The sequence below is a fragment of the Mesorhizobium sp. M2A.F.Ca.ET.042.01.1.1 genome, assembly GCF_003997405.1.
In the GTDB taxonomy this organism is placed as follows: domain Bacteria; phylum Pseudomonadota; class Alphaproteobacteria; order Rhizobiales; family Rhizobiaceae; genus Mesorhizobium.
Map to the genome: position 1 here is coordinate 1 of NZ_RZRX01000184.1, position 13,131 is coordinate 13,131.

Annotated in this window: 14 protein-coding genes and 1 tRNA gene; 4 read left to right on the forward strand and 11 right to left on the reverse strand. The window is 63.1% G+C overall.

The annotated features are described in order from the left end of the window. From EOA23_RS23920 to dprA, 3 genes are all read left to right on the forward strand, one after another. The coding region (locus EOA23_RS23920; RefSeq protein WP_127305963.1) for a dihydroorotase at positions 1-1,115 on the forward strand (1,115 nt) is incomplete at its 5' end. 178 nt (positions 1,116-1,293) lie between these two features. After that, positions 1,294-1,875: a glycerol-3-phosphate 1-O-acyltransferase PlsY gene (gene plsY, locus EOA23_RS23925; protein ID WP_127305964.1), complete on the forward strand. Its 582-nt coding sequence runs from the start codon at positions 1,294-1,296 to the stop codon at positions 1,873-1,875. Next, a complete protein-coding gene (gene dprA / locus EOA23_RS23930) occupies positions 1,872-2,999 on the forward strand; it encodes a DNA-processing protein DprA (RefSeq protein ID WP_127305965.1) in 1,128 nt (375 codons plus the stop codon). Before plsY ends, dprA begins: the two co-directional genes overlap by 4 nt. A gap of 28 nt (positions 3,000-3,027) precedes the next feature. Here dprA and EOA23_RS23935 read toward each other — a convergent pair whose 3' ends face one another. From EOA23_RS23935 to EOA23_RS23945, 3 genes are all read right to left on the reverse strand, one after another. Beyond that, the gene (locus EOA23_RS23935; RefSeq protein ID WP_127305966.1) at positions 3,028-4,170 is read right to left on the reverse strand and encodes a hypothetical protein; all 1,143 of its coding nucleotides are present in this window, start codon (positions 4,168-4,170) and stop codon (positions 3,028-3,030) included. A 96-nt stretch (positions 4,171-4,266) separates the two neighbouring features. Then, positions 4,267-4,524 (reverse strand): hypothetical protein, encoded by a 258-nt coding sequence (locus EOA23_RS23940; RefSeq protein ID WP_127305967.1) that lies wholly within the window; start codon positions 4,522-4,524, stop codon positions 4,267-4,269. Between the two features lie 93 nt (positions 4,525-4,617). Further along, positions 4,618-4,693 (reverse strand) — tRNA-Lys (locus EOA23_RS23945). Positions 4,694-4,973: 280 nt separating this feature from the next. On the opposite strand from EOA23_RS23945, the gene EOA23_RS23950 reads away from it, so the two are divergent. After that, complete coding sequence (locus EOA23_RS23950) at positions 4,974-5,426, forward strand: BA14K family protein (RefSeq protein ID WP_126060714.1); 453 nt, start codon at positions 4,974-4,976, stop codon at positions 5,424-5,426. 106 nt (positions 5,427-5,532) lie between these two features. On the opposite strand, the gene EOA23_RS23955 is transcribed toward EOA23_RS23950, so the two are convergent. From EOA23_RS23955 to EOA23_RS23990, 8 genes are all read right to left on the reverse strand, one after another. Beyond that, complete coding sequence (locus tag EOA23_RS23955; RefSeq protein ID WP_126060713.1) at positions 5,533-6,003, reverse strand: DUF6882 domain-containing protein; 471 nt, start codon at positions 6,001-6,003, stop codon at positions 5,533-5,535. A gap of 28 nt (positions 6,004-6,031) precedes the next feature. After that, positions 6,032-7,525 carry a glycerol kinase GlpK gene (gene glpK, locus EOA23_RS23960; RefSeq protein WP_127305968.1) on the reverse strand — a complete coding sequence of 498 codons (1,494 nt, stop codon included), beginning with the start codon at positions 7,523-7,525 and terminating at the stop codon, positions 6,032-6,034. Positions 7,526-7,616: 91 nt separating this feature from the next. Continuing rightward, positions 7,617-9,341: an ABC transporter substrate-binding protein gene (locus EOA23_RS23965; protein WP_126060711.1), complete on the reverse strand. Its 1,725-nt coding sequence runs from the start codon at positions 9,339-9,341 to the stop codon at positions 7,617-7,619. Positions 9,342-9,419: 78 nt separating this feature from the next. Further along, positions 9,420-9,707, reverse strand: a complete 288-nt coding sequence (locus tag EOA23_RS23970; protein ID WP_126060710.1) for a DUF2160 domain-containing protein — start codon at positions 9,705-9,707, stop codon at positions 9,420-9,422. 3 nt (positions 9,708-9,710) lie between these two features. Next, positions 9,711-10,619 (reverse strand): carbohydrate ABC transporter permease, encoded by a 909-nt coding sequence (locus EOA23_RS23975; RefSeq protein WP_126060709.1) that lies wholly within the window; start codon positions 10,617-10,619, stop codon positions 9,711-9,713. A gap of 3 nt (positions 10,620-10,622) precedes the next feature. Further along, positions 10,623-11,489, reverse strand: coding sequence for a sugar ABC transporter permease (locus tag EOA23_RS23980; RefSeq protein ID WP_127305969.1), 867 nt, complete (start codon positions 11,487-11,489; stop codon positions 10,623-10,625). After that, a complete protein-coding gene (locus EOA23_RS23985) occupies positions 11,490-12,572 on the reverse strand; it encodes an ABC transporter ATP-binding protein (protein ID WP_127305970.1) in 1,083 nt (360 codons plus the stop codon). A gap of 10 nt (positions 12,573-12,582) precedes the next feature. Next, on the reverse strand, positions 12,583-13,131 hold a 549-nt coding region (locus EOA23_RS23990; RefSeq protein WP_145966470.1), incomplete at its 5' end, for a TOBE domain-containing protein.

Consider the following 13,131-nt stretch of genomic DNA (forward strand, 5'->3'; position numbering starts at 1 on the left):
TTCCAGGCCTTGTCGACGCGCGCGTCTTCATCGGCGAACCCGGCGGCGAGCATCGTGAGACCATCGCCTCGGCAAGCGTGGCTGCGGCGGCCGGCGGCGTCACCTCCATCGTCATGATGCCCGACACCGATCCTGTGATCGACAATGTGGCGCTGGTCGAATTCGTGCTGCGCACCGCACGCGACACCGCAAGCGTCAACATCTTCCCGGCGGCCGCGATCACCAAGGGCCTCGAGGGCCGCGAGATGACCGAATTCGGCCTGCTGCGCGAGGCCGGCGCCGTCGCCTACACCGACGGGCGCCACACCATCGCCAACGCGCTGGTGATGCGCCGCGCGCTGACCTATGCCCGCGATTTCGGCGGCGTGATCGCGCATGAGACGCAGGATGCCGACCTCGCCTCGTCCGGCGTCATGAACGAAGGGCTCTATGCGAGCTGGCTCGGCCTGTCGGGCATTCCGCGCGAGGCCGAGCTCATCCCGCTCGAACGCGACCTGGCGCTGGCTCGGCTGACCGGCGGCGCCTATCACGCGGCAAAGATCTCGTCGGCGATGGCGGCCGGCGCTGTGAACCGGGCCAAGACCGACGGCGCCAATGTCACGGCGGGTGTGGCCATCCACAATCTGTCGCTCAACGAGAACGATGTCGGCGAATACCGCACCTTCTTCCGGCTGACCCCGCCCCTGCGCGCCGAGGACGACCGGCTGGCGATGATCGAGGCGATCAAGGACGGCACGATCGACATCATCGTTTCCTCGCACGACCCGCAGGACGTGGACACCAAGCGCCTGCCCTTCGCCGACGCGGCCGCCGGCGCCATCGGACTGGAGACGCTGCTTGGCGCAGCACTTCGGCTCTACCACAATGGCGACGTGCCGCTGCTCAGGCTGATCGAGACGCTGTCCACGGCGCCGGCAAGACTGTTCGGCCTACCGGGCGGCACGCTGCAGCCGGGCGCGCCGGCCGATCTCGCGGTCGTCGATCTCGACGAGCCGTGGATCGTCAGCGAAAGCGGCCTGCGCTCGCGCTCGAAGAACACCTGTTTCGAAGGCGCGCGGCTGCAGGGCAAGGTCCTGCGGACCGTGGTCGCGGGCCGCACGGTGTTTTCCGCATAGACCGTCCCACGCATTGACCAAATCTGCCAGGCACGGAGTTGCTTGGCGAACCCTCCCGACTCTACCATTATGGCCGACTGATACCCGAGCAGCGCCAGCTATTGCAAACCAGGGTTGCATAAAGCACATTGTATCAATCAAAAGGCGAGAGCCCGGACGAAAGAATATGGGGGAAACGATGGGTTACGCGATCGCGCTCGTCTTCGGCTATCTGCTCGGCTCGATACCGTTCGGGCTCCTGATCACTCGCGCGGCCGGTCTCGGCGACGTCCGCAACATCGGTTCCGGCAATATCGGCGCGACCAATGTGCTGAGGACAGGCAATAAGGGGCTCGCGGCCGCCACGCTGCTGCTCGACGCGCTGAAAGGCACTGCCGCCGCCCTCATAGCCGGGCATTTTTCGCCGGACTTCGGACTTCTCGCCGGCTTTGCCGCCTTCCTCGGCCATCTCTTCCCGGTCTGGCTCGGCTTCAAAGGCGGCAAGGGCGTCGCCACCTATCTCGGCGTGCTGCTCGGCCTTGCCTGGCAGGGCATGCTCGTCTTCGCCGTCGTCTGGCTCGCCATGGCCTTCCTGTTTCGATACTCCTCTCTGGCCGCGCTGGCGGCGGCGGTCATCGTGCCGATCGCGCTCTATTTCATCAGCACGCCGCAGATCGCCGGCCTGTTCGCCGTGATGAGCCTGATCGTGATTGCCAAGCACCATGCCAATATCTCGCGGCTGCTGGCCGGCACCGAAGGCAAGATCGGGGCGAAGGGATGAGCGCACCGGCCGCCGGCCCGCGCCTCAGCGACCGGCAGCGGCTTGCCTGGCTTCGGCTGATCCGCACGCCCAATGTCGGTCCGGCTTCGTTTCGCGAGCTGATCAACCGCTTCGGCTCGGCCGAAGCAGCACTCGAGATGCTGCCCGAATTGATGATCTCCGGCGGCGCCAATCGTATCGTCCGCATCCCTTCCGTCGCCGAGGCGGAAGCCGAGCTGGACGCCGCCCGGCGCGCCGGCGCGCGCTTCGTCGGCATTGGCGAGGCCGATTATCCGCTCTTGCTGAAGACCTTGGACAATCCGCCGCCGCTGCTCGCGGTGAAAGGCGAAGGCGCGGTCTTCCGCATGCCGGCAGTGGCGATTGTCGGCGCCCGCAACGCGTCGCTGGCCGGCATCAAGATGGCGCGCATGCTGTCGGCCGACCTCGGCCGCGAAGGCTACGCCATCGTTTCCGGCCTGGCGCGCGGCATCGATACGGCCGCGCACAAAGGCAGCGTTTCGACCGGAACCATCGGCGTTCTGGCCGGCGGGCTCGATGTCCCCTACCCGCCCGAGAATGCCGGCCTGTGCGACGAGATCGCCGATCGCGGTGGTGCCATCGTTTCGGAAATGCCGTTCGGCTGGCAGCCGCGCTCGCAGGATTTCCCGCGCCGCAACCGCCTTGTCGCCGGCATGGCGCTCGGCCTGGTGGTGGTCGAAGCCGCGCAGCGTTCCGGTTCGCTGATCAGCGCTCGCCTCGCCAATGAAATGGGCCGGCTGGTCTTTGCCGTGCCGGGCTCGCCGCTCGACCCGCGCGCCGCCGGCTGCAACGCCCTGCTCAAGGACGGCGTCACGCTTGTCACCGAAGCCGCCGACGTGCTCGGCGCGCTGGCGCCGCTTGCCGGCACCCGCCCTCCAAGAACCGCGCCGCTTGCCGAGGCGCCCGACATCTCGGCCCTGCCGCCGCCCGGTGAAAACGACCGCGCCGATGTGCTGGAGGCGCTGGGACCCACGCCGGTCGCGGTGGATGACATCATCCGCCACACGGGTATGAGCGCGGCGCAGATATCAATGGTGCTGCTGGAGCTCGACCTTGCCGGACGGTTGGAGCGTCACGCCGGCGGGAATGTGTCGCTCATCGCATGACTTGTCACACGGGGCAGAGCCAACTTCCTTATCGAAACAGATATTTCGACACTTCCGGATTGCCGCGGCGCCACATCACATTGTCGAGGAAATAGTGGTGCACGTTGATGAAGATCAGCACGATGAAGAAGAACAGCGAGGAACCGAGGACCTGTTTGTCATAGGGGACCAGGGCGGTCAGCACGAACGGGATAAGCCAGAAGCCGAGATAGCCGAGCGCGCCGCCGCCGATGATGAATCCGAGGACCCGCAACCTGTAGCGAGGCCCGAGCACCGATAGGATTCTCGGCTCCGGATCGCTCGCGGCATCCGAGACGTCTCGCTCGACATTGGTCTGGTAGCGCCACACCACGGCCAGATATTGCAGCGAGTGCAGCGCCGGCACCACCAGCAGCCAGAGCGGGTTTATCCTGGCAATCAGGATCCAGAGATAGAGCGAGGCGACATAAGCCACTATGCCGTTATACGGCAGGCCGCCATTCTTTCGCCAACGCCTGACCAGCATCAGAAGCGTGGCCGCCGTCGATCCGACGGCCGCCAGCACCGCAATGTCGGTGATCCAGGAGGGTGCCGCGAAGGTGTAATATTGAAGGCCGTAATACTGCCCCTGCGTCACCGCCGTATTCGTCTGCAGCCATGCCAGGATCCACACCGCGTAGCTGTTGACGAGCAGGATCTTCTTGTCCCGCTCGTCGAAGAATTTGCGCTTCAGCACGGCATCGACCATCAGCATGCCGTAGCCTTGCTTGACGTAATGCCAGCCGACGAAGAAGAACATCGCATTGGCCGCTAAGCCGAGCAGCCGCGTGTTCGACGTCGCCGCGCCATAAGCGAAAAACAGAGCCATGATCACCGGAACGATGACGCCGGCGAAAATGTAGCGAAGCTGCAGGCTCCTGTCGTATCCCTCGCCACGCGCCTTGCGGCCGAAATTGCGATAGAAGATCTGGTAGGAATGGGCGAAATGCGGATAGTTCACCAGATAGGCCACGACGACCATCGTCGCGGCCAGCGGACCTTCATATTCGCGCGGCACGAGGAACAGAACCGGCAGGATAAAAAAAGCGGTGCCGCCGAGCATGAGGAAATCGGCGACAGGGCCGAAGAGATATTTGCCGGGCGGCGTCGCCGCTTTACGGGCCATGGTCTCTACCGAAAGGTCAAGTGCCATCCTGGAGCCTCCCTCGGAGGCGCGAGTTTAACCATGACCCTGTCGAGGAACAAGGCAATGTGGCAAGATCACGTTTGTCTTGGGGAAGTCACACCGTCAGGCTGAGGCAGTCGAAGCGATCTTCACCAGTCGCTTCCTGGCCTCCGCGACCCGCTGCTGTTCCGACCTTATGCGGTCGCACAGCACAAGATTGATCCCGACGCCGCATTCCTCGTCCAGCAGTTGTTTTGCGTGATTGAGCGAAATCTCCGCGCGCACGACGCGCTGTCTGGCCCTGGCCAGTTCCAAGTTCAGTACGTCCACTGTATCCGCATCCCGATTTGCGGTCCCTTCGGCAAAGAAACAGCCGAGCATGGCTTTTTGTTCCTTATCGGCAACGCGGACAATGGCCCTGCTCCGATCGTCAATTATGAAGCATGAGGCAGGTCGATCTTGGACGGTCAAATTTGGTGAGCGCGATGGGATTCGAACCCATGACCTACTGATTAAAAGTCAGTTGCTCTACCGGCTGAGCTACGCGCTCCCGCGGGCTCGAAACGCCGCCCTCGAAATTGCGCGGAACATAGGGAGAGTGCCGCGACCGGTCAACCGGAAAAAGACGGGCGTCCAAGGCGGATTTTTGAACGGGTTCGAACGGACGCCGAGAGGTTGGTTGCGAGCGGTTTTCGATGCCTGCGCCAATGATCCGGGTCTGCATTGCGTCAGAAAGCTCCACAACAGCGGGTTGAGATTGAAAGGGGAACAATTTGCAACCCGGACCCGTTTCGCAGCAGGGACGTCGATCAACCTCGAGGAGAAGAGTAATGAACAAGATCGCATCGGGCCTGCTGGCAACCGCTCTCTCGGCGTCGTTCATCGCGGCGGAGATGGTGCCGGTCAACGCTCAGCCAGCTTATGTGCCGCAACCCCAGGCCCTGTCGGATGTCCAGACCGTGCAGTATCGGGATTGGAGAAGGCACCGCGGCTTCAACCGGGATTTCTCGCGTCGTGGTGACGCTGTCTACTGGAACGGCCATCGCGGCTATCGCGAATATCGCCACGGCTATCGCCGGCATGGCGACTACTGGTTCCCGCTGGCCGCTTTCGCCACCGGCGCATTGATCACCGGCGCCATCGTCAACAGCGAGAACAATCGTGTCTATCGCGGCGATGCGCATGTGCAGTGGTGCTATGACCGCTACCGCTCGTATCGCGCCTCGGACAACACATTCCAGCCCAACAACGGCCCGCGACGGCAGTGCGTCTCGCCCTACTGACGGCCTCCAGTCAGTGTCCAGGGTCGTTAATTGAGCCCGCGCTGCAAGGCGCGGGCTTTCTCGTTGTCATTCAACCGGATTTCAAGAACTGAGTGCGCCCCACGGGTCAGCTTGCCCAGCTAATGGTCTTGAGGATCAGATAAAGTCCTACGCCGTCATCAGGAGGACAGCGATAGGCTCCGCAGGCGTTGCAAATCCGAGTCACTACTGAGGTCAATTCCCAGCCGAGTGCGTTGAGATCTTCGTTCGTCACATAGTCTCTAGTTAGCTCGCTGATGCCATGCTTCTTGCCGAAAGATCGGGCTGACTGGGCGTCAGTTATGAATTCCGGAGGCCAATTCGAATTGGCCCAGGCCCAGAGCCAATTGCCGGCCTTGGCGCTGGTGGAGCCCGCAATCTGGATTTCCGAAACGACCTTGACGCCGCTCTGGTCGGAAAACACTAGCTTTCCGGCCGTCAAGTCGTAGTCGTAACGCGACCAGTTGCCGAGGCGGAAATCCTTCGCCAGGCGTGCGTTCTTGGCGGTGAGCTGTTCAAAGGCCTCATCGCGCCATGCAGGATACCAATCCGGCTGCATTTCCCCTCGCCCGGTCCCGTATAAATCGCTATCTCGCGCTTAGCGTCCTGCGCACCGCATCGCGCCATCCGGCGAGCTTCGCCGCGCGCGATGCGGCATCCATCTCCGGCTTGAAGCGCCGTTCCAGCGCCCAACTCCTCGCGAATTCCTTTGCCTTCGGCCAGACACCCGCTTTCGACCCGGCAAGCCACGCCGCGCCCAGGGCAGTCGTCTCCAGGATGGTCGGGCGGTCGACCGGCGCGTCGAGAATGTCGGCCAGCCGCTGCATGGTCCAGTCGGATGCCACCATGCCGCCGTCGACGCGAAGCACCGTCTTGGCCGACGCGCCTTTCCAGTCCTTGCGCATGGCGTCGAGCAGGTCGCGCGTCTGGAACGCGACCGATTCGAGCGCCGCGCGCGCGAACTCGGCCGGGCCTGAATTGCGCGTCAGGCCGAAGATCGCGCCGCGCGCCTCCGCGTCCCAGTGCGGCGCGCCAAGGCCGACAAAGGCCGGAACCAGATAGACGGCTTGCGCCGGATCGGCGGTCGCCGCCAGCGCGCCGCTTTGCTCGGCCTTGCCGATCACCTTGATGCCGTCACGCAGCCACTGCACGGCGGCGCCCGCGATGAAGATCGAACCTTCCAGCGCATAGGTGGTCTTGCCGTTCAACCGGTAGGCGATCGTGGTCAGAAGCCGGTTCCTCGAGCGCACAAGGTCGGCACCGGTGTTGAGCAGCGCGAAGCAGCCGGTGCCGTAAGTGGATTTCATCATGCCCGGCTCGAAACAGGCCTGGCCGATGGTCGCCGCATGCTGGTCGCCGGCAACGCCGAGGATGCGCATCTCGGCGCCGAACAGGCTCTTCTCGGTGACGCCGAAGTCGTCGGCGCAGTCCTTCACCTGAGGCAGGATCTCTGCCGGTATGTTCAGGATCGAGAGCAGCTCTTCGTCCCAGACATTCGTCTCGATGTTGTAGACCAGCGTGCGCGAGGCATTGGTGGCGTCGGTCGCGTGCATCTTGCCGCCGGTCAGCCGCCAGATCAGGAAACTGTCGATCGTGCCGGCGAGCAGTTCGCCCTTCTCGGCGCGCTTCCTGGCTCCTTTCACCTTGTCCAGCATCCAGGCGATCTTGGTGCCGGAGAAATAGGGATCGAGCAGCAGCCCAGTCTTTTTCGTGAATTTCTTCTCCAGCCCCTGCTTCTTCAATTTCTGGCAGAGCGGCGCGGTGCGGCGGTCCTGCCAGACAATGGCATTGTGGATCGGCTTGCCGGTCGCCTTATCCCAGATCACGACCGTCTCGCGCTGATTGGTGATGCCGATCGCGGCCACATCCGAAGCGGCACGGCCGGCGGACTTAAGCGCCGACTTCACCGTGGCGAGAACGCTTGCCCAGATAACTTCCGGGTCATGTTCGACCCAGCCGGAGGCCGGATAATGCTGCGCGAATTCCTGCTGGCCGGTGCCCGCGACCTTCATCTTGTCGTCGAACAGGATCGCTCGGGTCGAGGTCGTTCCCTGGTCGATCGCCAGCACAAAACCGCTCATTCCGTTCCCTCCACTACTCATGCAACAGGGGAGACGGCCAAGCCGCCTCCCCTGCATTTCTTACGCGGGCAAATGCGCCCACGTCATGCAGTTACTTCTGCCAGCTCTTCACCAGCTCGTCGTAGTTGACGGTGATTGGCTTGTCCTTCTCGTTCTCGACCTTGAGCTGCGGCGCAAGGTTGCCCTTCGAGACGGCATCCTTGTTCCAGTATTCGAGATCGTGCTCTTCGGCCATCTTCGGTCCAATATCGCCCTGGACGCCGGATTTCTCGAGACGGGAGAGCACCTTCTCCTGGTCGGCGCAGAGCGAATCCATCGCTTCCTGCGGGGTCTTCGCACCGGACGACGCATCGCCGATGTTCTGCCACCAGAGCTGCGCCAGCTTCGGATAGTCCGGCACGTTGGTGCCGGTCGGGGTCCACTGCACGCGCGCCGGCGAGCGGTAGAACTCGATCAGGCCGCCGAGCTTCGGCGCCCGCTCGGTGAAGCTCTTGTCGTGGATGGTGGAGTCACGGATGAAGGTCAGGCCGACCTGGCTCTTCTTCACGTCGACCGTCTTCGACACCACGAACTGCGCGTAGAGCCAGGCGGCCTTGGCGCGGTCGGTCGGGGTCGACTTCAGCAATGTCCACGAACCAGCGTCCTGGTAGCCGAGCTTCATGCCGTCCTTCCAATAGACGCCATGCGGCGACGGCGCGACGCGCCATTTCGGCGTGCCGTCATCGTTCACGACCGGTAGGCCGGGCTTGGCCATGTCGGCGGTGAAGGCCGTGTACCAGAAGATCTGCTGGGCGATGTTGCCCTGCGAGGGGACCGGGCCCGATTCGGAGAAGGTCATGCCCTGCGCTTCCGGCGGCGCGTAGGCCTTCAGCCAGTCGAGATATTTCTGGATGGCATAGACCGAGGCCGGGGCGTTCGTGTCGCCGCCGCGTGCGGAGCACGATCCGACAGGACGCGAATTCTCGTCGACCTTGATGCCCCATTCGTCGACCGGCTTGCCGTTCGGGATGCCCTTGTCGCCGTTGCCGGCCATGGAGAGCCACGCATCGGTGAAGCGCCAGCCGAGCGACGGGTCCTTCTTGCCGTAGTCCATATGGCCATAGACTTTCTTGCCGTCGATCTCGCGGCCGGTGAAGAACTGAGCGATGTCCTCATAGGCCGACCAGTTGACCGGCACGCCGAGGTCGTAGCCATACTTGGCCTTGAAGTCGGCCTTGTTCTTCTCGTCGTTGAACCAGTCGTAGCGGAACCAGTAGAGGTTGGCGAACTGCTGGTCGGGCAGCTGGTAGAGCTTGCCGTCCGGCGCGGTGGTGAACGACTTGCCGATGAAGTCGTCGACGTCGAGCATCGGATCGGTGACGTCCTTGCCCTCGCCGGCCATCCAGTCGGTCAGGTTGCGCGCCTGCTGATAGCGCCAGTGCGTGCCGATGAGGTCCGAGTCGTTGACCCAGCCGTCATAGAGGTTCTGCCCGGTCTGCATCTGGGTCTGGATCTTCTCGACGACATCGCCTTCCTGGATGACGTCATGCGTGACCTTGATGCCGGTGATGGCGGTGAAGGCCGGCGCAAGCACCTGGGATTCATACTGGTGCGTGGTCAGCGTTTCCGACACGACCTTGATTTCCATGCCGGCGAACGGCTTGGCGGCGTCGATGAACCACTGCATTTCCTTTTCCTGATCGGCGCGCGAAAGCGTCGACAGGGGGCCTATCTCCTTGTCGAGAAAGGCTTTTGCCTCATCCATTCCGGCATAGGCGTGGCCCGCGCCCAGCAATAGGACAAGGGCGGTCGTTGATGTTAGAAATTGCCGTCGCATGTGTCTCCTCCAGTCTTAAGTTGTGAAGTGCGATCCGGGGCGGCCGCCAGCACGCGGCCGCTCCGACTTTTTCCCCCTCTATACGTATCGGAACACGCCAATGGCGTAGACCACGGAGAGAGCGAGAGCCCACCACAGGTTGGGTCCAACCAGACCCAGCCAAGCGAGATGGATGAAGGCGCTGCCGAGCAGCGAAACGAAGAGGCGGTCGCCGCGCGTCGTCTCGAAGCGCAGCAGGCCGACGCGCGGATTGCCGCCGGGCGAGACATATTCCCAAAAGCCCATGCCGCAGAGCATCAGCGCAATGACGACGAAGAAGGCGGCTGTCGGCCACGTCCACGCCATCCAGGAGAAGTCGAGATTCATGGCTTAGACCCTCCCCAAGGCGAAGCCCTTGGCGATATAATTTCGCACGAACCAGATCACGAGCGCGCCGGGGATCAGCGTCAGCACGCCGGCGGCGGCGAGTAGTCCCCAGTCCATGCCGGCGGCCGAGACGGTGCGTGTCATGGTGGCAGCGATCGGCTTGGCGTCGGTTGTCGTCAGCGTGCGCGCGATCAGCAGCTCCACCCATGAGAACATGAAGCAGAAGAAGCAGGCGACGCCGATGCCGCTCGCGATCAGCGGCATGAAGATCTTCACGAAGAAGCGCGGAAAGGAATAGCCGTCGATATAGGCGGTCTCGTCGATCTCCTTCGGCACACCGGACATGAAGCCTTCGAGGATCCACACCGCCAGCGGCACGTTGAACAGGCAATGCGCCAGCGCCACCGCGATATGGGTGTCGATGAGACCGAAGGCCGAATAGAGCTGGAAGAACGGCAGCGCGAACACCGCCGGCGGCGCCATGCGGTTGGTGAGAAGCCAGAAGAACAAATGCTTGTCGCCGAGGAAGCGGTAGCGCGAGAAGGCATAGGCGGCCGGCAGCGCCACCGCCACCGATATCACCATGTTCATCACCACATAGGTGATCGAATTGATGTAGCCCGAGTACCAGGACGCGTCGGTGAAGATGATCCTGTAATTGCGCAGCGTCGGCTCGTGCGGAAAGAGCGTCAGCGACGACACGATCTCCTGGTTGGTCTTGAAGCTCATATTGATGAGCCAGTAGATCGGCAGGAGCAGCACGATGATGTAGAGCGTCGGCACGATCCACCACCAGCGCGATTCCTCGCCGCGGCGGCGCATCAGCTTCGCCACCTCGTCCTGCGACAGCGTGCTGCCGACTTCGGTGATCGCCGTTTCGCTCACGCGTGTCGTCTCGTTGGCGCCTGTCATCTGTCAGCGCTCCGCGTCGTAATTGGTCATCACGGTGTAGAACACCCACGACAACAACAGGATGATCAGGAAGTAGACCAGCGACATCGCCGCTGCCGGTCCGAGGTCGAACTGGCCGAGCGCCGTCTTGACGAGGTCGATCGACAGGAAGGTCGTCGAATTGCCGGGACCGCCGCCCGTGACGACGAAGGGCTCGGTGTAGATCATGAACGAGTCCATGAAGCGCAGCAGCACGGCGATCAAAAGCACGCGCTGCATCTTCGGCAGCTGGATGTAGCGGAACACCGCCCAGCGCGAGGCGCCGTCGATCTTGGCCGCCTGATAGAAGGCATCCGGAATGGAGACCAGGCCGGCATAGCAGAGCAGCACGACAAGGCTCGTCCAGTGCCAGACATCCATGATGATGACCGTGACCCAGGCGTCGAACGGGTCCTGGACATAATTGTAGTTGAAGCCCAGCGCATTGACGTAATAGCCGAGCAGGCCGATGTCGTTGCGGCCGAACACCTGCCAGATCGTGCCGACGACGTTCCACGGCACCAGCAGCGGCAGCGCCATCAGCACCAGGCAGACCGGCACGCCCCAACCCTTCTTCGGCATGTTGAGCGCGATGAAGATGCCGAGCGGCACCTCGATCGCCAGGATGATGAAGGAGAAGATCAGGTTGCGCACCATCGCTTCCCAGAAGCGGTCGGAGTGCAGCAACTCCTCGAACCATTCTGTGCCGGCCCAAAAGAAGACGTTGTTGCCGAACGTGTCCTGCACCGAATAATTGACCACGGTCATCAGCGGGATGACGGCCGAGAAGGCCACCAGCACCAGGACCGGCAGGACAAGGAACCAGGCCTTGTTGTTCCAGGTCTTGTCCATCTAGGCCCCCATCTCGACGCGCCAGGAATCGGCGTAGATGTTGATGCCGGCCGGATCGAAGCGGACCTTCGGCTCGGCAGGCACCTCGTCGTCCTCGCCGATCACCGCGGCAATCTCCCTGCCTTCCAGGTTGGCGCGCACCACCTTGTGGCGGCCGACGTCCTCGACCTTGGAGACCTGCACCGCCATGCCTTCGCGGCCGAGCCGCACATATTCGGGACGGATGCCGAGCTCGACGGCGCCGGCTTCCGGCTTTCCGGTAACAGTCTGGGGCACGCCCGGCAGCTCGATGCGCTGCGCGCCGAGCTTCGCCGTCCTGCCTTCCAGCGCGACCGGCAGCACGTTCATGCCCGGCGAGCCGATGAAATAACCGACGAAAGTGTGGCGCGGCCGCTCGAAGAGTTCGGCCGGCGTGCCGATCTGCACGATCTCGCCGTCATACATGACCACGACGCGGTCGGCGAAAGTCAGCGCTTCGGTCTGGTCATGCGTGACATAGACCATGGTGTAGCCGAAGCGGCGATGCAGATGCTTCAATTGCGAACGCAGCACCCATTTCATGTGCGGGTCGATCACCGTCAGCGGCTCGTCGAACAGGATGGCGTTGACGTCCGAGCGCACCAGGCCGCGACCGAGCGATATCTTCTGCTTCTGGTCGGCAGTGAGCCCGCGCGCCTTCTTCTTCGCCAGCGAAGCGAGATCGATCATGTCCAGCGTCTCGCGCACCTTGCGGTCGACGTCCGCCTCCGGCACGCGGCGGTTGCGCAGCGGGAAGGCCAGATTGTCGTAGACGGTCATGGTGTCGTAGATGACTGGGAACTGGAACACCTGCGCGATGTTGCGCTCCTGCGTGGACAGATTGGTGATGTCCCGGCCGTTGAACAAAAGCTGGCCGTGCGAGGGATGCAGCAATCCCGAAATGATGTTGAGCAAGGTGGTCTTGCCGCAGCCCGACGGCCCGAGCAGCGCATAGGCGCCGCCATCCTCGAAGATGTGATGCACTTCCTTCAGCGCGAAATCCGAATCCTTCCGTGGATTGGGCAGATAGGAGTGGCGGATATGGTTGACGTCGATGCGCGCCATCTGATCCTCCTCAGGCCGCCAGCTTCGACGCCGTCACGGCGCGGCCGTTGTGGTCGAACACCAGGATGTGGCGCGGGTCGATGAACACCTCGACCTCGTCGTCCGTCTCAAAATCGAGGATGCCATGCGCCAGCATCACCCAGCGCGCATCGGCGAAATCGAGATGGACGAAGCTTTCCGAGCCGGTGATCTCGGTGATGGTGACCTTGGCCCGCACCGGCACCGCGCTGGCGTTCGGCCGCTCCAGCGACAAATGATGCGGCTGGAAGCCGATCGTGTAGCTGGCGTCCGAAATGCCGGCGAGTTCCGGCGGCACCGGCAGCTTGACGCCGCCTTCGAGCAGGAAATCCGCGCCCTTCTTGGAGAGCACGATGGTGTTGAGCGGCGGGTCGGCGAAGGTCCTTGCCGTCACCAGGTCGACCGGCTTGCGGAAAACCTCGACGGTCGGTCCGAATTGGGTGACGCGGCCCTCCGAAAGTGTCGCCGTGTTGCCGCCCAGCAGCAGCGCCTCATGCGGCTCGGTCGTGGCATAGACGAAGATCGTGCCCGCGGCGGCGAA

Coding starts and splice junctions, on each gene's coding strand:
- EOA23_RS23980 (WP_127305969.1), bottom strand. CDS start 11,489: ATGGACAAGACCTGGAACAACAAGGCCTGGTTCCTTGTCCTGCCGGTC.
- EOA23_RS23965 (WP_126060711.1), bottom strand. CDS start 9,341: ATGCGACGGCAATTTCTAACATCAACGACCGCCCTTGTCCTATTGCTG.
- EOA23_RS23955 (WP_126060713.1), bottom strand. CDS start 6,003: ATGCAGCCGGATTGGTATCCTGCATGGCGCGATGAGGCCTTTGAACAG.
- EOA23_RS23985 (WP_127305970.1), bottom strand. CDS start 12,572: ATGGCGCGCATCGACGTCAACCATATCCGCCACTCCTATCTGCCCAAT.
- EOA23_RS23940 (WP_127305967.1), bottom strand. CDS start 4,524: ATGCTCGGCTGTTTCTTTGCCGAAGGGACCGCAAATCGGGATGCGGAT.
- EOA23_RS23970 (WP_126060710.1), bottom strand. CDS start 9,707: ATGAATCTCGACTTCTCCTGGATGGCGTGGACGTGGCCGACAGCCGCC.
- EOA23_RS23975 (WP_126060709.1), bottom strand. CDS start 10,619: ATGACAGGCGCCAACGAGACGACACGCGTGAGCGAAACGGCGATCACC.
- EOA23_RS23950 (WP_126060714.1), top strand. CDS start 4,974: ATGAACAAGATCGCATCGGGCCTGCTGGCAACCGCTCTCTCGGCGTCG.
- EOA23_RS23935 (WP_127305966.1), bottom strand. CDS start 4,170: ATGGCACTTGACCTTTCGGTAGAGACCATGGCCCGTAAAGCGGCGACG.
- glpK (WP_127305968.1), bottom strand. CDS start 7,525: ATGAGCGGTTTTGTGCTGGCGATCGACCAGGGAACGACCTCGACCCGA.
- dprA (WP_127305965.1), top strand. CDS start 1,872: ATGAGCGCACCGGCCGCCGGCCCGCGCCTCAGCGACCGGCAGCGGCTT.
- plsY (WP_127305964.1), top strand. CDS start 1,294: ATGGGTTACGCGATCGCGCTCGTCTTCGGCTATCTGCTCGGCTCGATA.